This is a genomic window from Brevundimonas huaxiensis (assembly GCF_014218725.1).
GTDB classification, from domain to species: Bacteria; Pseudomonadota; Alphaproteobacteria; order Caulobacterales; family Caulobacteraceae; genus Brevundimonas; species Brevundimonas huaxiensis.
The window spans coordinates 315,982-333,819 of sequence record NZ_JABBJE010000002.1 but is presented as its reverse complement, the minus strand read 5'-3'; the positions used below and the strand labels follow the sequence as shown (position 1 = coordinate 333,819).

Sequence of the window (17,838 nt, the reverse complement as noted above, 5' to 3'; positions counted from 1 at the left end):
TTCGCGGCGCAGACCGGGGGACCCAGCGGCGCCGCAGGCGATGCTTCAGGCGCACGATGTTGGAGAATCCTGGTCCGCGACAGTTTCGCGCTTCCGCGCGCCGCTGGGTCCCCCGGTCTCGCTACGCTCGCCGGAGGATGACGACACCCGCAGATCAGATGTAGTTTTCGCCCAGATACACCCGGCGCACTTCGGCGTCGTGGATCGCCTCGTCGGACGTGCCTTCGAACAGCACCGCGCCGTTCGAGATGATCGACACCCGGTCGGTGATGTCCAGGGTCTCGCGCACATTGTGGTCGGTGATCAAAACGCCGATGCCCTGGCTGGCCAGATAGCGGATCACGGTGCGGATGTCGGCGATGGCCAGGGGGTCGATGCCGGCGAAGGGTTCGTCCAGCAGCATGAAAGACGGCCGGCCCGCCAGCGCCCGCGCGATCTCCACCCGCCGACGCTCACCGCCCGACAGCGCGGTGGCCCGCGCATGGCGCAGATGGTCGATGTGCAGTTCGTTCAGCAGCCGGTCGGTCTCGGCGCGGATCTGGTCGCGCGGATAGTTCAGCTCGACCACCGCCTTGACGTTCTGCTCGACCGTCATGCCGCGAAAAATCGAGGCTTCCTGCGCCAGATAGCCCAGGCCCATGCGGCTGCGCTGATACATCGGCTGGCCGGTGATGTTCTCGCCGTCCAGCCAGATCGCGCCCGAATCCGGCGGGATCAGGCCGGTGATCATGTAGAAGCAGGTGGTCTTGCCGGCCCCGTTGGGACCCAGCAGGCCTGCCACCTCGCCGCGCTGGACCGTCAGGGAAACGTCGCGCACGACCTGACGCTGGCCGAACGACCGGGCCAGGTTCATCACCCGCAGGCCCTTTTCCGCAGGCGCGGGCGCCACGGCGGCCGGTTGCGGCCGCTCGTCCAGGTTCAGGGCTGACAGTTCCTTGCGCGCCAAATGCTCAGGTCCGTGACGGCCAGACGGCCTCAGTTCGAGTTGGGATAGAAGACGCCCTGCACGCGGCTTCCGGCGGCGCCGCGCGGCGCGCCGTCCATGCGGGCAGACTCGGTGTTGATGTTGTAGACCAGGCGCGAGCCGGTCAGGACGTTCTTGCCCTGGGTCAGGATGACGTTGCCCGTCACCACGATCTCGCCATTGCCCAGATTATAGACGGCCCGGTCGCCGCGCATCGACTGGTCCGGCGTCACGAAATAGACGGTGCCGCTGGCCTCGGCGCGTTGCAGATCGCCGCCCTCGCCGCTGACCAGGGTCAGGGTGTCGGCGCGAAAGCGGTTGCCGCCCTGCGTCGCCTCGGCCCGGCCGCGCAGGATGATGCGGTTGGGCGCGTATTCGACCGAGTCCGCGCCATAGGCGACGGGCTGATTGGTCGCCTGAGCCTGGGCATCGACCAGGGCCGGCATGCCCACGACGGCCACCACCGCGACGACAGCCAGCGCCTTCGAAATCTTCGTCACGATCATCCGCCTGACCCCTTGGGCGTCAGAACGCCCTTCACCTTGTTGTCGCCTGCGCCGTCGAACACGACGCGCTGTCCCTGATCGTAGATCGCATAGGACGATGCGTTGATGGTTCCAATAGGGCCGGAACCCTGAACGCCCTTTGAACCGGTGACGTTTCCGGTCGAGGTGTCGACCACCGCCTCGGGCGTGGTCAGGACAAAGCCCGTGCCGCCGTCCGAAATGCGCACGTTCGGACCGATCGTCACCGTCTTGGCCTGCTCGTCATAGATGCCGCCGTCGGCGGTCAGTTCGGTGACCTTGCGCCCGCCCAGGTTCAGCTTCAGCGCCGGGCCGATCAGTTTGAACTTGCCGGTATTGGGGTCGCGCACGGCGCCTTGCGCGCCGACAGTGAAGGCGCGGCCTTGTGCATCCTGACCGTGGAACAGGGGCGCATCCAGGCGGACTTCCTGGCTCTGGCTGGCCTTGCGCTCCACCCCCGACATGACGGTGCGGAACACGGTCCAGGTCAGGGCGCCGCCCGCCAGCACCAGGATGACGATCGGCAGGACGCGGCGATAAAGCTTCACCCGCCGCGAGCGCGCACGCCAGCGGGCGCCGGCCAGGGCGACCCTGGCCTCGTCGGCCTCGATGCGGGACTGTTCGCCGTGTTCGGTCAAGCGCGCCTCAGCTGTGGGCGAAGATGTCGGTCTCGTCCCAGCCGGCCAGGTCGAGCGCCGACCGCGTCGGCAGGAAGTCGAAACATTCGGCGGCCAGTTCGGTTCGCCCTTCGCGCGCCAGCATCATGTCCAGCTTGGCTTTCGCCGCGTGCAGATACAGGACATCCGACGCCGCATAGTCCAGCTGCGCCTGGCTCAGCGTCTCGGCGCCCCAGTCAGAGGACTGCTGCGCCTTGGACAGGTCCACGCCCACCGTCTCGCGCACCACATCCTTCAGCCCGTGCCGGTCGGTATAGGTGCGCGCCAGCTTGGAGGCGATCTTGGTGCAATAGACCGGACGCGTCTGGACGCCGAGGTGCAGCAGGAACATGCCGATGTCGAACCGGCCGAAATGGAAGATCTTGGTCACCGCCGGATCGGTCAGCACCCGCTTCAGGTTCGGACAGTTATAGGCGGGCCGGTTCAGCCGAACGACATGGGCGTTTCCGTCGCCCGACGACAGTTGCACCACGCACAGCGGATCGCGGCGAAAACGCAGGCCCATGGTCTCGGAATCGATGGCGACCTCGGACCCCAGGTCCAGATCGTCGGGCAGGTCGCCCTCATGCAGGTAAACGGTCATGCTCAGGCTCTTACACGGCGAACGCGGCGCGCGAAACGGGCAAGCTCAACCACGAACGGGCCTCAAGCAGCGGGGCGGCGCGCGCGAGGCGATAGGCCAAAACAAAGAAAGCGCCGCACCGTTCGGTGCGACGCTTTCTGAAAGATGGTGCCCAGAAGAGGACTCGAACCTCCACGGCCGTTAAGCCACTGGCACCTGAAGCCAGCGCGTCTACCAATTCCGCCATCTGGGCCCCGTCGGCAGCGCCTTGCGGCGTTTCCATCGGGAAGGCGCGGACCTCTAAGGGAGGCTCCGGGCGGGGTCAACAAGGATTTTTCGCCTTTGCGAGATTTCTTGCGCGCGCGGCGCGCCAAGCCTGGCCGCACATCATTTTCGATCCGCGTTCGGTGGCGACTTAATGGGCGCTAAGCCTGTTTTCTAACCCCGTCTTGAGGCCAGGTCGCCTAGAAGCGCCGCATGGCGGACCCGTCTCTTAGCCCCTCTGCGCCAGAGCGCTTCGTCCCGGAGCGCCGCGCCCGGCCGCGCGCGCCGTTTCGCCAGAACCGCCGCGCCCACGAGCGAGTGACGATCGTGGGTCAATCGATGGATCTGGTGAAGCCGGAAGAGGTGCTGCACCACATTCAGCAGGCGGTGCGACAGGGCGAAAAAAGCCTGATCGCCAATCACAATCTGCACAGCCTGTATCTGATGCAGAAGCGACCTGAACTCGGCGCCTTCTACGACAAGGCGGATCTGATCGAGGTCGATTCGACACCGCTTCTGGCCTTCTCGCGCGCCCTGGGTCTGCACAGCCGGGGCTTTCATCGCTGCACCTATCTGGACTGGCGCGACCATTTCTGGAGCGTGGCGAACCGTCAAAGCTGGCGCGTCCTGTCCGTCGGCGGCGCGCCCGGCGTCGGCGACGAGGCGGCCCGCCGGCTGAAGCTCCGCTATCCGGAAGCCGACATCGCCATCCACCACGGCTTCTTCGACGCCCGGCCCGGTTCGTCCGAGAACGCCGCCGTCCTGGATCGGATCACGGCGTTCCAGCCCCATATCCTGTTCGTCGGCATGGGGATGCCGCGCCAGGAGCTATGGATCGCCGAAAACTTCGAGCGCCTGCCCGATTGCGTCATCCTGTCGGTCGGCGCCGCCTTCGACTATGAGGCGGGGGTTCAAAGCGCGGCCCCGCGCTGGATGGGACGCGCCGGCGTCGAATGGGCCTATCGCCTGCTGCACGACCCCAAACGGCTGTTCGCCCGCTACTGCGTCGAGCCCTGGACGCTCCTCCCGCTGGCCCTGCGCGACATCCGCAAGGCAAGGGGTCGCAACCGCTGATCACGTTATTCCTACTGGCCAGATAGATATTTATCGCCATGATCCCTCTGGCCCGGCGCGTGTTATCGACAGCGACGGAAACGGGAAACGGGGGTGCGCGTGCCGCAGCAGAATGGACCGCATGTCGCCATCGTCGGCGCGGGTTTCAGCGGCCTGCTGACCGCCGTCAATCTGCTGAAGGCCTCGCGCGATGTGCGCGTCACCCTGATCGAACGGCGCGGCGTTTTCGGTCCCGGCACCGCCTATGACACCGGCAATCCCGGCCATCTGCTGAACGTCCGCCTGGACAATATGAGCGCCTTTCCCGACCAGCCCGCCCACCTCGCCGACTGGCTGGCCGAACAGCCGTCGTGGCGCGCCCAGGACGGCTTCATCACCCGCGGCGTCTATGGCGACTATCTTCAGGCCTTGCTGGACGAGGCGCTGGACGACGCCCCCGACCGCCTGACCCTGATCGGCGCCAAGGCGCAATCCATCGATCGCCAGGACGACGGCTGGCGCATCGTGACCAGCGACGGAGAGGTCGCGGCCGATCAGGTCGTGCTGGCGCTGGGCAATCTGGAGCCCGCCTCGCCCCCCGGCGTCGAGGACGCGGTGCGCGCCTCCCCTGCCTATGTCGAAAACCCCTGGCGGTTCGATCCTCAGACGGCGCGAGACGCCCGCAACGTCCTGCTGATCGGTTCGGGCCTGACGATGGTGGATGCAGCCATCACCCTGCGCCGGCCCGGACGCCGCCTGACCGCCCTGTCGCGTCACGGCCTTCTGCCCCGCGCCCACGCGACTGTCCCGCCCACGCCCTATGTCGGCGCGTTTTCGGGCAGCCCGGCCGAAATCCTGCGTCAGATCCGCACCGCGACCGCCGAGGCCGATTGGCGCGCCGTGTTCGACCGCCTGCGCCATTCCGCGCGCGACATTTGGCGAGGTTGGTCGCGGGTGGAGCGCAGCCGCTTTCTGCGCCATCTGCGCCCCCTGTGGGACGTGCATCGTCACCGCCTGTCGCCCGGCCCGGCGCGCGACATCCATTCCATGCTGGCCGGCGGCGAACTGACGATCCTGGCCGGCAAGCTGACCGAGCTGAAGGCGACCGACGTCATCGAGGTCTCGTGGCGTCCACGCGGAAAAAAGCGCGCCATCAAGGAGCGGTTCGACCTGGTCGTGAACTGCACCGGGCCGCTGGGCGTGATCTCCAAGAGCACCGAGCCGATGATCCGCGATATCCTGGACAAGGGTTACGGTCGCCCCGACCCCTTGGGCCTGGGCCTGCAGGTCGATGACGAGGGCGGTCTGCTGGACGGCGCAGGCGCCCCCGCGCGTGGTCTTCACGCCATCGGCCCACTGACGCGCGGCGCCTTCTGGGAGATGACGGCCGTGCCCGACCTGCGCGGCCAGGCCCGCGATCTCGCCGCCCGTATCCTGTCGAACCGCCCCTAGACCCGAACAACCGACACGTTTAGACTTCACACCTGAAGCGATCAGGGGCGATGACATTGGAGGCAAGAAGAGGCATCGGCCTGCTGGTCGCGATCCTGTCGCTGGGCTTGACGGCCTTTGCGCCTCAGAGCGTATCGGACTATCGCCTCGCCTCCGCAGACAAGGTGCGCATCGACGTCTTCGGCGAGGCGGCGCTGGGCGGCGAGTTCGTGATCGACGCCAATGGCCGGATCGCCCTGCCCCTGATCGGCGAGGTTCAGGCTGCCGGCTTGACGGGCGCCCAGCTTCAGGACGGCGTCGCTCAAGCCTTGAGCCAGGGCTATCTGAACCAGCCGCGCGTCACCGCCAAGGTCCTGACCTATCGGCCGATCTACATCCTGGGCGAGGTCAATCGGCCGGGAGAATACCCCTATCTGCCGGACCTGACGGTGCTGAACGCCGTGGCGACGGCGCAAGGCTTCACCTATCGCGCCAACACGCGCCGCGTCTTCGTGCGTCGCGCCGGATCACAGGTCGAAGAAGCCCAGCCGCTGACCGCCGATGCGCGTGTTTCGCCCGGCGACACTTTGCGGATCGGCGAACGCTACTTCTGACCCGCCGTCAGATCGGCATCGCCATGATTTCCTTATAGGCGGAAATCACCTGATCGCGGACCGAGATCACCGTTTCCAGCGACGCCTCGGCCGAGCTCAGCGCCGTGACCACATCGATCAGATTGCCCTGGCCCTGGACCGATCGTGTCATCTGGGTTTCGGCCGCGCGCGACTGCTGGGTCATGTCGGTCATGGCGTTCTTGACCAGGTCGGCGAAGCCGCCGTCCCCGACGCCGGGCGCTTGGGCTGCTGTCGGCATGGCGCCGCCCTGAACGGCGGCATAGGCCTTGGCGGCCATCATCGGATTCATGGCCTAGCCCTCAGCGTTTGATGATGTCGAGGGTGCGGCTGTCCATCGACCGCGCCGTCTCGATGACGTTCAGATTGGCCTCATAGGCGCGCTGCGCCTCGCGCATGTCCATCGCCTCGACCAGGGTGTCGACATTGGGCCGCATCACATAGCCCTGCGCGTTCGCGGCCGGGTGCGACGGGTCATAGTCCATCTTGAAGTCGCCCTGGTCGGGCCGGACCTCGGCCAGGGTGACGCCGGTCGCCCCATCGACCTCGCGCGCCTGGAAGACCGGGATCTGGCGGCGATAGGGCTCGCCGCCCGGCGTGCGCGCCGTCGACTGGGCGTTGGCGATGTTCTCGGCGATCACGCGCATGCGCGACTGCTGCGCCTTCAGGGCCGAGGCCGCCACCGCCATGGCGCTGTTCGAAGGGGGGATGGGATCAGGCATGGGTCAGTCCTTCTCGGCCATCAGCTCAGGCGCCCGGCCGCTTGGCGGCCATGCGGATCATGGACATGGATTTCTGGTAGAAGCCGATGGCGGCGTCATAGGCCATGCGGCTCTCGGCCATCTTCAGCATCTGCTCTTCGACCACCACCGAATTGCCGTCCAGCGTGGTCTCCGAATCGGGCGCCTTGGTCGGAGCGAACCGCACCGGCGAACCGGCCGGCGCGATATGGGCAGCATTGGTGCGCACCATCTGCAGCCCCCCGCCCGAGTGCATGGCGGCGGCGAAGTCGGTCGGCTGTTTCAGGTCGCGCCCGACGAAGCCCGGCGTATCGGCGTTGGCGACGTTCTCGGCGATGACCCGCTGGCGTGCGTCCAGCCAGCCCAGTCGGCCCTTGATCTGCCCCAGCAGCGGTATGTCGGCGACGCCCATGGCGGTCTCCCGTGCGACGCGAATGCGCGCGATGGGCAGAAAATGCCGCCTGGATGGTTAATAGGGGGTTATCTCAACGGGTCGTTAACCGTGGTGGTTAACATTCGCGGCCTGAGCGCGGACTGCGCGGGGCCTTTGCAGCGTCATGAATTTCCTCGATCTCGCCCGGGCGGTCTTCGGCCTGGCCTTCACCCTCGGCCTGATCGGAATTGCGGCCTGGGCTGCGCGCCGCTATGCGCCGCAGATCCTGGCCCGGCTGAATGCTGAGCGCGGCGAGCGCCGGCTTCAGGTCGTCGAGACCCTGGTGCTGGACCCCGCCCGCCGTCTGGTTCTGGTCCGCGTCGACGACGAGGAACGGCTGATCCTGCTGGGCGAAGGCCGCGAACTGATCGAACCGCGTCAGCCCTCTCTCGGCAAAATGGGAGGCGGCCAGTGAAGCCCGCCGTCTTCGTCAAGCCGACCAGCGCCGAGCTGAAACGCGCGGCCCTGCTGTCGCTATTCACCACCCTGGTCTGTCTGGCCTGGCCTGTCGCGGCCCTGGCTCAGCAGGCGGCGCAAAGCGGCTCGGCGCTGAACATCGATCTGGGCACCGGCGCCGGCCTGACCCAGCGCGTGGTCCAGCTGGTCGGTCTGATGACCGTCCTGTCCTTGGCGCCATCCATCGTCATCATGACCACCAGCTTCGTGCGGATCATCGTGGTCCTGTCGCTGCTGCGCACGGCGCTGGGCCTGCAACAGTCGCCGCCAAACGCCGTCCTGGTGTCCCTGTCGCTGTTCCTCAGCGCCATCGTCATGGCCCCGACCTGGCAGGACGCCTATGATTCGGGCATCCGTCCGCTGATGGATCAGCAGATCGAACTGCCCCAGGCCTTCGATCAGGCGTCCGAACCCGTAAAAACCTTCATGCTGGCCCAGGTGGACCGCGGGGACCTCGCCCTGTTCACCCGTCTGTCGAAGATCGACCCGCCCCAGAACGTCCAGGACCTGCCCCTGCGCGTGGTCACCCCGGCCTTCATGATCAGCGAGTTGAAGAAGGCGTTCGAAATCGGATTTCTCCTTTTCGTTCCGTTCCTTGTGATCGATCTGGTGGTGGCCAGCGTGCTGATGTCCATGGGCATGATGATGCTCCCTCCGGTGGTGGTCTCCCTCCCCTTCAAGTTGATCTTTTTCGTGCTGGTGGATGGCTGGCGATTGGTCGCCGGAAGCCTGGTCGAGAGCTTCCAGCGAGCGTCCGGTACCGGATAATCCCCCGCCCCATATGGCTTTAAGCGTCATCGGCGCTTGCAAAGCATAGGGAAATCCGTGTTGATCCCCCGGTCCTCGCTCGGAATCGGGCGACTAACACTGGAAACGCTTCTTATGACCACTCAAGCCGAACTGATCGCCGCCGTCGCCAAGGACGCTGGTGTTTCGCAGGCCGACGCCGGCAAGGTGCTGACCGCGATCGTCGAAAACATCCACTCGACCCTGAAGTCGGGCGGCGACATCCGCATCTCGAACCTGGGCGTCTTCGACACCGCCGACCGCGCCGAGCGCGAAGGCCGCAACCCGGCTACCGGCGCGACCATCAAGATCGCCGCCTCCAAGGCCGTGCGCTTCCGCGTCTCCAAGCCGCTGAAGGACGCCGTCAACGGCTAAGCCGATAGATCCTCCCCCGCATCGCGGGGGAGGGGGACCGCCGTCAGGCGGTGGAGGGGGCGACCGCATCACCCGTGCTGGGCCCGCCCCCCCCACCACTTCGTGGTCCCCCTCCCCCGTAAAGCACGGGGGAGGATCAATAGACGCTTCTATGGGCGGGGGTCGCGATGCGATCTCCGCCCGTTTCAGTTTCAGGCGGCGCTTTTGGCGTCCGCTTCTTTTCTGAACGCCTGTTTGGCGCTGTTGACCCAGCCGACGAAGGTGTCGGCCTGGCTGGACAGATTGGCGAAGTCGCCCGTCCCGGCCACGCCCGACAGATTGTCGTCCAGCGCGACCCGCAGCGCCGCCGCCGAACGCGCGCCGGGAACCATCGGCCCAAAGCGCCCGCTCAGCCGCTGCAACGCGGCCCGATCGCCCGCCAGCGAATAGCCGACGCCCGCCCGGATCAGCCAGCTTTCCTCGGCCGGCGTCAGCGGCGTGGTCGCGGTCTTGTAGCGATCGCTCAGCCGCGCCTCATAGATCGGCGCCGCCTCGCCCCACTTCTGCTGCTTCCAGAAGATGTCGGCCCGCACCTCGCGCGCCGGGTTCGACTGATCCCGGTCCAGCACCTCAAGCGCATGGTCGAACCGGCCCAGATCCATCAGGGCGCGCGCCTCCAGCGCCCGGCGCTCGCTGTTCATCGCATTGGGCAGCAGGGTGGTGCGCGAGCCCCAAATGGCCTGCAACGCCTTCTCCGGCTGGCGGTCCATCAGGTAGACCGTGGCCAGATTGGTCGCGACCTGGGCCTTGGCCACCCCGTCCAGACGCTCGTCCACCTGGTGCTTGAGCAGTTCGGCGGCCTGATCCAGCAGGTCCACGTCGATCAGCCGGCGCGACAGACGCCGCACCATCTCGTCGCCGTCCGCCCCGATCGGGGTCAGTTCGCGGAAGTCATAGAACAGCGCCAGCGCCTGCACCGGCTGCAAACCGTCCGCCGCCCCGTCCAGGAACAGGGCGCGGAAGGCGTTGGCCTGATCCGCCTGCACTTCGGCTGCGCCCGGCACGCCCGCCATCCGCTTGCCCGCGCCACGCAGAGCGTCCAGCGCCTCGCGGTATCGCCCCTGCTGCAGATAGATGCCCGACAGTTTGCGCACGACCGCCATCTCGGTCGCATCCCCGCGCCAGCGCCATTTCAGCTGTTCCAGCTGGGCGGTCGCCTGATCCGGCGTGATCGCGCCCTTGTCCAGCTCCAGGCTGATGGCTCCCAGTTTCGCCGGCGTGGCGATCCCGTCCAGCGGCGCGCGCGCCACGGCCTTGTAGACCGCCAGCGCCCGGCTCTTGTCGCCGTTCAGCTCGAACATCCGGGCCTGCACCAGCCGCGCGGTCAGTTGATCGACCGCCGGCGCATCCTGGCTGAACACATAGGCCAACAGCTGCTGGGCGGCGGCGAGATCATTCAACTGGATCGCGGCCATGGCGTGGGCCGCGCCGAACCGCGCGCGCCATTCCTTGGGGAAGCTGTCGATGGCCGGGGCGTCGGCGGGGAAGTTGCGACGCGCCCCCTCCCAGTCGCCCATTTCCGAAGCGATATAGCCCAGCCAGACCTTGGTCGCCGGATCGCCCGCCAGAGCCGCGCCCGCGAAATCGACCTGGGCCTCCTCCAGCCGCCCGACGCCGACGCGCGCCACCCCGCGCAGGCCGCGCACTTCGGGCTCGCCTTGCAGGTTGGGCGCCTTGGCGATCAGGGCGTTCAGCACCCCGATGGCCTCATAGTTCAGGCCCGACCCGACCAGGAACCGCGCCAGCGCCATCCGCGCCTCGATCGGCGCGCGCGGATTGTCCGCCGCCGCAATGGTCTCCAGCCCGGCGGCATCCTGCAGCCGGCGATAGCGGTCCGAGAATCCCGCCTCGCCCGTCGCGGCCCAGGCCTCGTCGATCAGCGCCGGATAGGCCGCCCGCTTGGGCGCATCCGCATTGTGGTCGCCCGTCTCCAGCCCGGCCGCCGGCGACGACAGCGCCAGCCCCTTGGGCCGGCTCAGCGTCACCAGATCGCCCGCCGCCTCGATCTTCAGGTCGTCGGCCGACGTTTCGACCGCCAGGCCCTGCGCGGTCGGGATCAGGCTCAGATCGACCGTGCGCCGTCCGCCGGCGTAGCCCTTGCCGGGCGCCAGGGCCGTCACCGCCGCGAACCGGTCCCCGACCAGCGGATCGGTCAGCCAAACCGCCTTGGTCGCCCCGGCCATCTGCGCCACCAGCACCGGCGCGCCGTCGTCGGACCGGCCGACCTCGACCCCGCCCGCCGCACCGTCCGGGCCGCCCAGGGTCACGGTCCAGGTCCCGCCCTGCCCCTGCGCCGAGACGCCCAGCCCCTCAGGTTCGGCGATCCTCAGCGCCGTATAGCCCGGCCCGGCCGCCCACTGGGCGTTCTTGGCCGACCCCAGCGCCTTGGCGCCGCTCATATCCATGCGGGCGGCCGTGTCGAACACGACCCAGACCGCATCGCCCCGGCGGAAGACGGCCGCCCCTACCGGCGCGCCCCAGTCGAAGGTCAGGACGGTCTTGCCGCCGGCCGTCTCGGCCCGCACCGGCACCACGGCCTTGGTCGTCTGCGGCTTGGCGGCGTCACCGCCCTCCGGCGCCTTGCCGGGCGCATACAGGTTCAGCCAAACCGCCCCGTCCGCGACGCCCGAGCGCGCATCCGCGCCCTCTTCCAGCGTCAGGATCAGGTCCGTGCCGCCCGCGCTCCGGCTCGGCCGCGTCTCGACCGACTTCACCCCGGCCGGCGGATCGACCTTCAGTCGCGAAACGTCGGGCGCGGCGGTGGTCCCTAGCCGGACGACGACCTTGTCGCCCTCGCGGCTGACGCGCGAACGCACCCCGATCACGCCGCCGAACTCGACCCGCGTGAACTCGGCGTTGGCGCCGATATTGATGGACAGCGGATCGCGCGACCGGCCGACTTCCTGGGCCAGCGGCGCCATCGGCGCGAACACGACGGCGCCGGCCGTGGCGGCGGCCACGGTCGTCTTCAGGATGCGCTTTGTCGGCGAGGCCCCGGACATATCTCCCGACCCATGCCGCACAAGGCCTTTAATCGCGGTTAACCGCCGTTCACCGTGATGAGGGATGGCCTTAGGACAACCGGTCCACGCGACAGCGCCGTTTTAAACGCCCATAGTCGCCAGATGACCGATTATCCGCGCCTCAGCACCCTGAAGACCGGCCTGGCCTGTCGCTGCCCTCGCTGCGGCAAGGGTCCGCTGTTCAAGGGCTATCTGACGCTTCAGACGGAATGTCCGGCGTGCGGGCTCAGCTACGCCTTCGCCGATCCGGCGGACGGCCCGGCCTTCTTCGTCATGACGGCCGTCGGGGTGGTGGGGATGATCCTGCTGATGGTGTTCGACTTCACCGTCCATCCGCCGATCTGGGTGCATCTGGTCGTGACCCTGCCCATCTTGGTCGCCCTGTGCCTGGGCTGCCTTCGCCCCTTCAAGGCCTGGCTGGTCGCCGAACAATATGTCCACAAGGCCGCCCCGCCCGAGTTCTCCTCGAACGGCAAGCACGGACCCTTCTAGGGCTCGATCACCGTCAGCTCGGGCCAGCGCGCCCGCGCGCTGTCGACGGCCTTGGCCCAGCCCCTGGCCGTCGGCCGGTTCGGGTTGGGCCGGATCGTCAGGGCGAACACGTCGTCCAGCCCGAACGGCGCGGCGACGCTGAGGCTTTCGTCCGCCTCCAGCCGCACCCCGACCGCAAAGGTCGGCGCCACGAACCGTCCCAGCGCTTCGTCGGTCGAATGCAACGGCGCATAGGGTTCGCCGAACCGGTTCTGGAACCACAGATGCACCCGCGCCTGGTTGCGGACCTCGACCTGGCTGCGGAACGGCTCGTCGAAGGCGGCGGCGACGCGTTTGATGACGACGTCCTCGGCCTCGTAGGACAGGTCCGACGCGTCGAAATAGGCCAGGTCGTAGTCCTTGACCCCATAGCCCGCCGGCCGCCCTGTCCGGGCGTTCCACACGGCCTGATAGACGGCCCCGGACACCAGCCGCCAGTCGGGCAGGTCCAGCGCCCGGAGGGTCGTCAGCACATGCATCAACCCAGCATCGGCGCGCACGATGGCGGCCAGTTCCGCCTCCAGCTCGCTCATCCCCGCACCGGCCAGCCGTGATCCAGCGGCCCGTGTCCGCCGCCCAGGCCGGGCGCGCGGCGGATCGCCTCGCCGACATAGGCCCAGGCTTCGGCCACCGCGACCTCCAGCGGCCGCCCCATCGCCAGCCCGGCTGCACAGGCGCTGGCCAGGGTGCAGCCGGTGCCGTGGGTGTGGCGGGTGTCGACCCGCTCGGCCTCCAGCACCGTCTCGCCGTCTGCGGTCATCAGCAGGTCGATCACCGTCGGCCCCGACACATGGCCGCCCTTCATCAGCACCGCCCGCGCCCCAAGGGCCAGCAGCGCCTCGCCCGCCCGCCTCTGGCCGTCCAGGTCGTGGACCGCAAGGCCTGTCAGGGCCTCGGCCTCGGGCGCATTGGGCGTCAGCAGGGCCGCGCGCGGGATCATCAGGCGCTTCACCGCCTCGACCGCCGCATTGGGCAACAGGGTATGGCCGCCCTTGGCCACCATGACCGGATCGACGACCGCCGGGGCGTCCGCCTCGTCCAGCAGGGCCGCGACCGTCTCGACCACCTCGACCGAGCCCAGCATGCCGGTCTTGACCGCGTCGGTCCCGATGTCCTCCAGCACGGCCCGCGCCTGGGCGGCGATCAGATCCAGCGGCAGCGGATGGACGCCGTGCACCCCCAGGGTGTTCTGCACCGTGATGGCCGTGATGGCGGTGGCGGCGAACCCGCCCATCATCGTCACGGCCTTGATGTCGGCCTGGATGCCCGCGCCGCCGCCGCTGTCGGACCCGGCCAGAATGAGCACCCGACCTTGATGACGCGCGCTCATGCCGCCGCTCCCGAAAACAGTTTCAGCCCGACGATGCCCGACACGATCAGCAGGATGCACACGGCCCTGACCGCCGTCGCCGGCTCGCCATAGACCAGGATGCCGACCACCGCCGCGCCCACCGCCCCGATGCCGGTCCAGACCGCATAGGCCGTACCGATCGGCAGCTTCTGCGTGGCGACCCACAACAGGATCATGCTGCCCGCCAGCGCGATCACAACCCCCAGCGAGGTCCACGGCCGGCTGACGCCCACATTCTTGAGGCCCGAGGCCCACAGGACCTCCAGCAGACCGGCGACGACCAGCGTCGCCCACGGATTGATCGACATCACCCAGGACATGGCGACCAGATGGAACAGGCCGCGGTCCGGAGCAAGCCGCGATCAGCCGCCCAGCGGCCCCTTGAAGATGAAGAAGGCCCCAAGCGCGATGAAGGCGAAGCCGACCAGATGGTTCACTGTCAGCTTCTCGCCCAGATACAGCACCGAAAAGCCGGCGAAGACCAGCAGGGTGATCACCTCCTGCATCGTCTTCAGCTCGGGCGGCGAATAGACCTGGATGCCGATGCGATTGGCCGGCACCGCCAGCCAGTATTCGAAGAAGGCGATGCCCCAGCTGGCGATGACCAGGATCCACAGCGGCTTGTGATCGAACTTCAGATGGCCGTACCACGCGAAAGTCATGAAGACGTTCGACAGGCACAACATGACGATGGGGGCGATGTAGGCGGTCAGGGGCATGGGCGCATCAGGGCTGTTGCAGACCTGTCCTCTACACCGGCTGCGACCGTCCGTCGCGGGCCTTCACTCCGCCGCTGCCACCGCCGCCTGAACCATAAGCGCCTGCACCGTTTCGCGCACATCGTGGACCCGCACCATCCGCGCCCCGCGCCGCGCGCCTTCCAGCGCCAAGGCCAGCGATCCGCCCAGCCGGTCAGTCGCCAAGGTCGCCGTCGGATCGATGGCCTGGATCGTGCGCTTGCGGCTGGCGGCGTACAGCACCGGAAAGCCCAGATCGATCAGCGCGCCCAACCGCACCGTCAGCGCCAGATTGTGCGCCAGGGTCTTGCCGAACCCGATGCCAGGATCCAGCCAAATCCGCTCGCGCGCCACGCCCGCCGCCATCGCCGCCTCGGCCCGGCCGCGCAGATAATCCCGCACTTCACCCACCACATCGTCATAGCGCGGGTCCGCCTGCATCGTGCGGGGTTCGCCCTTCATATGCATCAGCACCACGTCGCAGCCCAGCGCCGCCGCGACCGCCGCACTATCCGGCGCATGGCTCAGGGCCGTCACATCGTTCCACATCGTCGCCCCGGCCGCGACGGCGGCGCGGGCGACGGCGGGCTTCATCGTATCGATGCTGATCGCCCCGCCCCAGCGCGCGCGGACGCCGGCGATGACCGGCGCGACCCGCTCGATCTCTTCGGCTTCCTCCACCGGCTCAGCTCCCGGCCGGGTGCTCTCGCCGCCGATGTCCAGCACGTCCGCTCCATCCACGACCAGACGCATGGCCTGATCGATCGCCGCCTCCGTCGAGGCCCACCGCCCTCCGTCCGAGAAGCTGTCGGGCGTCACATTGACGATGCCCATCACCTGCACAGTCATGCCGACCGCCCGATCAGACCGCCCAGCGCCTCCAGATAGGCGGCGAAGGCCTTGCGCCCTGCCGCTGTGATGGTCACGCGGGTCAGGGGCTTGTTGTTCACGAAGCTCTTGGCCACGGCGACGTATCCCGCCTCCTCCAGCTTCTTGATGTGGACAGACAGATTGCCCTGCGTCGCCTCCAGCACCGTCTTCAACTCGGTGAAGTCGGCGGCCTCGGCGTCGGCCAGATAGACCATGATCCCCAGCCGCATCCGGCCGTGGATGACCTCGTCGATCTTGCCGAGCGCGTCCAGCCCCATGGATCAGCCGACGTCCGTATCGACGGCGCGGGCCTTCAGCGCCGCACGCGTCATGATCCAGCCCGGTCCTGCGAAAAGCACGAACAGGGCGAGGGTGCAGACGTAGAGGTAAACCACCGCGTCGCGAACCAGCACACCCAGCGCGACCGCCGTGATCCACCCGCCTAACGACGTCGCCAGCATCCACGGCTTCTTCTTCAGGCTGTAGGCCACGAACCAGGCCGCCGACTGAAGCGCGAAGATCATCGCCGGATAATAGAGCCAGACCGCGAAGTCGTGATCGCGGCGCGCGCCCACGCCGAACACGATGATGATCGCCAGATTGGCCATGCCCGCGCCGCTGAAGGCGGCATTCAGCGTGCGGGTGACGATCGGGCCGGCCGTTCCCGTCCTGCGGTCTTCACGCACGGCCCAGGTCAGGACGATCAGGAAGGCGACCGTGATGGCGACCACGAAGCTGAGACTTCCCAGCGGCGGCCAGCGCACGATCCCCCACACCTGACCGACATGGAACAGGCATTGCAGACCGTAGAGCAGACCGCCCGCCAGATAGGCGACGCCCAGCGTCAGGGTCGCCCTGGGATTATTGCCGCCCTGAACAATGGCCTTCATGAAGGCCAGGTCGGCCTCGGGGCCGGTGCGGGACTTGTCGGACATCGCTGTGTGATTCCTGTGCGACGGGCGCGTCCCTCGGATGGACGCCGCCGGAAGGGTTTGCAAATTATTCGGCGGGGATCAGCGCAGGCGCAGGCCGGTTGCGCCACGGCACGCGCCGGCCATTCAGCCACCGCCCCATAAAGCTGTGGCGGATCAGCAGTTCGTAGGACGCCAGGCACACAGCGAAGACGCCCGCCGACACGCCGACCAGCTTCACCCACCACGGCCCGGCCCAATCCTGCACCCAGACCTGCGCCAGCATGACCAGCGGCAGATGCGCGATGTAGATCCAGTAGGAGGCGTCGGAGAGGTAGCGCCGAACCGAACTGTGGCCCGAGGCGAAGCGCAGGCACAGTCCCATGGCCGCCAGGGCCGAGGCATAGACGGCGACCGCCGTGACCGCGGCGGCCAGGGCCTTGCCGGCCGTCAGCTCGCCCATCGTCGCGATGCTCGGTCCGCCCGCAAGGATGTAGGTCGTCACGCCCGAAACCAGCGCCACGCACAGGAACAGCGGCGACCATTTGGCGATACGGCCCAGCAGATCACGCCGCCGGTCCAGCACGAAGCCCAGGCCGAAGGCGAGGCTGAATCCGACCAAGGCGGAGGCGTTCGGAATCACGCCCGCGTCCGGCGTCGGCACGGCGAAGAAGGCGATCCATTTCGGGTCCAGCCACAGGGCCAGAGCCAGGGGCGCGGCCAGCACGGCAGGCGTCCACGGGCCGATCAGCGCGCCAGTGATTCTGTCCACCACCGGGCCCGCCCGTCCGTTGCGATCCAGCACAGCCAGCGCCGCCCGCACGATCAGGACGACGGCGTAGAACAGGGTCAACACCCACAGAAACCACAGGTGGGTCAGCGGAAAGTTGGTCCAGTCATAGGTCGGCGGTGGTGGCGGCGGCGCGCCGGGCGTCACCAGACCGTTGACGTGGGCGTTCCACACCAGGGCCGTGACGATCCCCGCCATGACCGGAAACCAGAAGGCCCCCAGCGGCCCGGCGATCCGCACCACCCGATCCCTGGCGAAAGCGACCCAACCTCGCCGCGCCAGCATCCTGTGGGCGAACAGACCCGCGATGAGGAAGAAGGCCGTCATGCGAAACAGATGGATGGCGAAGAACAGCCAGGCGGCGCCGATCGACCGGCTGTCGTCCGCCACGATCCAGATCTGTGGTGGGACAAAGGACAGGCTGGCGTGAAGCACCACCCCCAGCAGCAGCGCCCCGGCGCGTAACGCATCCAGCCCATGCAGCCGCTCCCCCTGCTCTGCTTTCGATATCAACATGACGTCCCTCCCACGATCGAGATCGCCATATCTCACAGACAGGTTTGTAATGCAAACTTGTTCGTCGAAATGGTTGTTGCTCCGGCCAGTGGCTCAGCAAGACGCCCAAAGAAAAACCCGCCGGGAGATCGCTCTCCCGGCGGGCTTTCCGCATTCAGATCAGGCCCCTGGGT

Annotated in this window: 23 protein-coding genes and 1 tRNA gene; 7 read left to right on the top strand and 17 right to left on the bottom strand. The window is 67.9% G+C overall.

The window, feature by feature from the left end; genetic code table 11:
- Window positions 1-154 precede the first annotated feature (154 nt).
- From lptB to HF680_RS06880, 5 genes are all read right to left on the bottom strand, one after another.
- Window positions 155-946 (bottom strand): LPS export ABC transporter ATP-binding protein, encoded by a 792-nt coding sequence (gene lptB / locus HF680_RS06900; protein ID WP_174087076.1) that lies wholly within the window; start codon window positions 944-946, stop codon window positions 155-157.
- A 29-nt stretch (window positions 947-975) separates the two neighbouring features.
- The gene (locus tag HF680_RS06895; protein WP_185224523.1) at window positions 976-1,470 is read right to left on the bottom strand and encodes an LptA/OstA family protein; all 495 of its coding nucleotides are present in this window, start codon (window positions 1,468-1,470) and stop codon (window positions 976-978) included.
- On the bottom strand, window positions 1,467-2,126 hold the full coding sequence (gene lptC, locus HF680_RS06890; protein WP_045809723.1) for an LPS export ABC transporter periplasmic protein LptC: 660 nt from the start codon (window positions 2,124-2,126) through the stop codon (window positions 1,467-1,469). The genes HF680_RS06895 and lptC overlap by 4 nt, the downstream gene beginning before the upstream one ends.
- A gap of 7 nt (window positions 2,127-2,133) precedes the next feature.
- Window positions 2,134-2,748 carry a ribonuclease D gene (locus HF680_RS06885; RefSeq protein WP_185224522.1) on the bottom strand — a complete coding sequence of 205 codons (615 nt, stop codon included), beginning with the start codon at window positions 2,746-2,748 and terminating at the stop codon, window positions 2,134-2,136.
- Between the two features lie 145 nt (window positions 2,749-2,893).
- A tRNA-Leu gene (locus tag HF680_RS06880) sits at window positions 2,894-2,980 on the bottom strand.
- Window positions 2,981-3,204: 224 nt separating this feature from the next.
- Here HF680_RS06880 and HF680_RS06875 point away from each other — a divergent pair.
- The 3 genes from HF680_RS06875 (at window position 3,205) to HF680_RS06865 (ending at window position 6,089) form a co-directional block, all read left to right on the top strand.
- Window positions 3,205-4,065, top strand: a complete 861-nt coding sequence (locus HF680_RS06875) for a WecB/TagA/CpsF family glycosyltransferase (protein ID WP_185224521.1) — start codon at window positions 3,205-3,207, stop codon at window positions 4,063-4,065.
- Window positions 4,066-4,158: 93 nt separating this feature from the next.
- On the top strand, window positions 4,159-5,496 hold the full coding sequence (locus HF680_RS06870; RefSeq protein ID WP_205196082.1) for an FAD/NAD(P)-binding protein: 1,338 nt from the start codon (window positions 4,159-4,161) through the stop codon (window positions 5,494-5,496).
- 50 nt (window positions 5,497-5,546) lie between these two features.
- The gene (locus HF680_RS06865; protein ID WP_185224519.1) at window positions 5,547-6,089 is read left to right on the top strand and encodes a polysaccharide biosynthesis/export family protein; all 543 of its coding nucleotides are present in this window, start codon (window positions 5,547-5,549) and stop codon (window positions 6,087-6,089) included.
- A 7-nt stretch (window positions 6,090-6,096) separates the two neighbouring features.
- On the opposite strand, the gene HF680_RS06860 is transcribed toward HF680_RS06865, so the two are convergent.
- From HF680_RS06860 to flgB, 3 genes are read right to left on the bottom strand one after another with little or no spacing between them, the layout of a single operon-like run.
- Window positions 6,097-6,399, bottom strand: a complete 303-nt coding sequence (locus tag HF680_RS06860; RefSeq protein ID WP_045809720.1) for a flagellar hook-basal body complex protein FliE — start codon at window positions 6,397-6,399, stop codon at window positions 6,097-6,099.
- A 10-nt stretch (window positions 6,400-6,409) separates the two neighbouring features.
- Window positions 6,410-6,829: a flagellar basal body rod protein FlgC gene (flgC, locus tag HF680_RS06855; protein ID WP_369796239.1), complete on the bottom strand. Its 420-nt coding sequence runs from the start codon at window positions 6,827-6,829 to the stop codon at window positions 6,410-6,412.
- A gap of 25 nt (window positions 6,830-6,854) precedes the next feature.
- On the bottom strand, window positions 6,855-7,259 hold the full coding sequence (flgB, locus tag HF680_RS06850; protein WP_165118293.1) for a flagellar basal body rod protein FlgB: 405 nt from the start codon (window positions 7,257-7,259) through the stop codon (window positions 6,855-6,857).
- A gap of 145 nt (window positions 7,260-7,404) precedes the next feature.
- Here flgB and HF680_RS06845 point away from each other — a divergent pair, with 145 nt between their 5' ends.
- The 3 genes from HF680_RS06845 (at window position 7,405) to HF680_RS06835 (ending at window position 8,897) form a co-directional block, all read left to right on the top strand.
- Window positions 7,405-7,695: a FliO/MopB family protein gene (locus HF680_RS06845; RefSeq protein ID WP_185224518.1), complete on the top strand. Its 291-nt coding sequence runs from the start codon at window positions 7,405-7,407 to the stop codon at window positions 7,693-7,695.
- On the top strand, window positions 7,692-8,504 hold the full coding sequence (fliP, locus tag HF680_RS06840) for a flagellar type III secretion system pore protein FliP (protein WP_185224517.1): 813 nt from the start codon (window positions 7,692-7,694) through the stop codon (window positions 8,502-8,504). Before HF680_RS06845 ends, fliP begins: the two co-directional genes overlap by 4 nt.
- Before the next feature lie 114 nt (window positions 8,505-8,618).
- Window positions 8,619-8,897, top strand: a complete 279-nt coding sequence (locus tag HF680_RS06835) for an HU family DNA-binding protein (protein WP_017506838.1) — start codon at window positions 8,619-8,621, stop codon at window positions 8,895-8,897.
- Between the two features lie 191 nt (window positions 8,898-9,088).
- Here the strand turns inward: HF680_RS06835 and HF680_RS06830 are convergent, their stop codons facing one another.
- Window positions 9,089-11,938 (bottom strand): tetratricopeptide repeat protein, encoded by a 2,850-nt coding sequence (locus HF680_RS06830; RefSeq protein ID WP_185224516.1) that lies wholly within the window; start codon window positions 11,936-11,938, stop codon window positions 9,089-9,091.
- 123 nt (window positions 11,939-12,061) lie between these two features.
- Between HF680_RS06830 and HF680_RS06825 the strand changes: the two genes are divergently transcribed.
- Window positions 12,062-12,451, top strand: coding sequence for a DUF983 domain-containing protein (locus tag HF680_RS06825; protein ID WP_039246144.1), 390 nt, complete (start codon window positions 12,062-12,064; stop codon window positions 12,449-12,451).
- On the opposite strand, the gene HF680_RS06820 is transcribed toward HF680_RS06825, so the two are convergent.
- The 8 genes from HF680_RS06820 to HF680_RS06785 all read right to left on the bottom strand — a co-directional run bounded on the left by HF680_RS06820 (window position 12,448) and on the right by HF680_RS06785 (window position 17,665).
- Complete coding sequence (locus tag HF680_RS06820) at window positions 12,448-13,023, bottom strand: nucleotidyltransferase family protein (RefSeq protein ID WP_045809716.1); 576 nt, start codon at window positions 13,021-13,023, stop codon at window positions 12,448-12,450. The two genes, HF680_RS06825 and HF680_RS06820, sit on opposite strands and share 4 nt — an antisense overlap.
- Window positions 13,020-13,820, bottom strand: coding sequence for a bifunctional hydroxymethylpyrimidine kinase/phosphomethylpyrimidine kinase (gene thiD / locus HF680_RS06815; RefSeq protein WP_185224515.1), 801 nt, complete (start codon window positions 13,818-13,820; stop codon window positions 13,020-13,022). The genes HF680_RS06820 and thiD overlap by 4 nt, the downstream gene beginning before the upstream one ends.
- Window positions 13,817-14,161, bottom strand: a complete 345-nt coding sequence (locus HF680_RS06810) for a DMT family transporter (RefSeq protein ID WP_185224514.1) — start codon at window positions 14,159-14,161, stop codon at window positions 13,817-13,819. Before HF680_RS06810 ends, thiD begins: the two co-directional genes overlap by 4 nt.
- A 42-nt stretch (window positions 14,162-14,203) precedes the next feature.
- Window positions 14,204-14,560 carry a DMT family protein gene (locus HF680_RS06805; RefSeq protein ID WP_185224513.1) on the bottom strand — a complete coding sequence of 119 codons (357 nt, stop codon included), beginning with the start codon at window positions 14,558-14,560 and terminating at the stop codon, window positions 14,204-14,206.
- 63 nt (window positions 14,561-14,623) lie between these two features.
- Window positions 14,624-15,427, bottom strand: a complete 804-nt coding sequence (folP, locus tag HF680_RS06800) for a dihydropteroate synthase (RefSeq protein WP_185224512.1) — start codon at window positions 15,425-15,427, stop codon at window positions 14,624-14,626.
- Entirely contained in the window at window positions 15,424-15,726 is a 303-nt protein-coding gene (locus tag HF680_RS06795; RefSeq protein WP_185224511.1) for a winged helix-turn-helix domain-containing protein, read from the bottom strand. Before HF680_RS06795 ends, folP begins: the two co-directional genes overlap by 4 nt.
- A gap of 3 nt (window positions 15,727-15,729) precedes the next feature.
- Entirely contained in the window at window positions 15,730-16,383 is a 654-nt protein-coding gene (locus HF680_RS06790) for a hypothetical protein (RefSeq protein WP_185224510.1), read from the bottom strand.
- A gap of 64 nt (window positions 16,384-16,447) precedes the next feature.
- Complete coding sequence (locus HF680_RS06785) at window positions 16,448-17,665, bottom strand: acyltransferase family protein (RefSeq protein WP_185224509.1); 1,218 nt, start codon at window positions 17,663-17,665, stop codon at window positions 16,448-16,450.
- Window positions 17,666-17,838: the final 173 nt, after the last annotated feature.

Bases quoted from the DNA above. Each gene is read 5' to 3' on its own strand.
- HF680_RS06820 (WP_045809716.1), bottom strand. From the start codon at position 13,023: ATGAGCGAGCTGGAGGCGGAACTGGCCGCCATCGTGCGCGCCGATGCT.
- HF680_RS06825 (WP_039246144.1), top strand. From the start codon at position 12,062: ATGACCGATTATCCGCGCCTCAGCACCCTGAAGACCGGCCTGGCCTGT.
- HF680_RS06835 (WP_017506838.1), top strand. From the start codon at position 8,619: ATGACCACTCAAGCCGAACTGATCGCCGCCGTCGCCAAGGACGCTGGT.
- HF680_RS06810 (WP_185224514.1), bottom strand. From the start codon at position 14,161: ATGTCCTGGGTGATGTCGATCAATCCGTGGGCGACGCTGGTCGTCGCC.
- HF680_RS06860 (WP_045809720.1), bottom strand. From the start codon at position 6,399: ATGAATCCGATGATGGCCGCCAAGGCCTATGCCGCCGTTCAGGGCGGC.
- HF680_RS06895 (WP_185224523.1), bottom strand. From the start codon at position 1,470: ATGATCGTGACGAAGATTTCGAAGGCGCTGGCTGTCGTCGCGGTGGTG.
- flgC (WP_369796239.1), bottom strand. From the start codon at position 6,829: ATGCCTGATCCCATCCCCCCTTCGAACAGCGCCATGGCGGTGGCGGCC.
- HF680_RS06865 (WP_185224519.1), top strand. From the start codon at position 5,547: ATGACATTGGAGGCAAGAAGAGGCATCGGCCTGCTGGTCGCGATCCTG.
- flgB (WP_165118293.1), bottom strand. From the start codon at position 7,259: ATGGGCGTCGCCGACATACCGCTGCTGGGGCAGATCAAGGGCCGACTG.
- HF680_RS06830 (WP_185224516.1), bottom strand. From the start codon at position 11,938: ATGTCCGGGGCCTCGCCGACAAAGCGCATCCTGAAGACGACCGTGGCC.
- HF680_RS06875 (WP_185224521.1), top strand. From the start codon at position 3,205: ATGGCGGACCCGTCTCTTAGCCCCTCTGCGCCAGAGCGCTTCGTCCCG.
- HF680_RS06790 (WP_185224510.1), bottom strand. From the start codon at position 16,383: ATGTCCGACAAGTCCCGCACCGGCCCCGAGGCCGACCTGGCCTTCATG.
- HF680_RS06795 (WP_185224511.1), bottom strand. From the start codon at position 15,726: ATGGGGCTGGACGCGCTCGGCAAGATCGACGAGGTCATCCACGGCCGG.
- HF680_RS06845 (WP_185224518.1), top strand. From the start codon at position 7,405: ATGAATTTCCTCGATCTCGCCCGGGCGGTCTTCGGCCTGGCCTTCACC.
- HF680_RS06785 (WP_185224509.1), bottom strand. From the start codon at position 17,665: ATGTTGATATCGAAAGCAGAGCAGGGGGAGCGGCTGCATGGGCTGGAT.
- folP (WP_185224512.1), bottom strand. From the start codon at position 15,427: ATGACTGTGCAGGTGATGGGCATCGTCAATGTGACGCCCGACAGCTTC.
- thiD (WP_185224515.1), bottom strand. From the start codon at position 13,820: ATGAGCGCGCGTCATCAAGGTCGGGTGCTCATTCTGGCCGGGTCCGAC.
- HF680_RS06885 (WP_185224522.1), bottom strand. From the start codon at position 2,748: ATGACCGTTTACCTGCATGAGGGCGACCTGCCCGACGATCTGGACCTG.
- HF680_RS06805 (WP_185224513.1), bottom strand. From the start codon at position 14,560: ATGCCCCTGACCGCCTACATCGCCCCCATCGTCATGTTGTGCCTGTCG.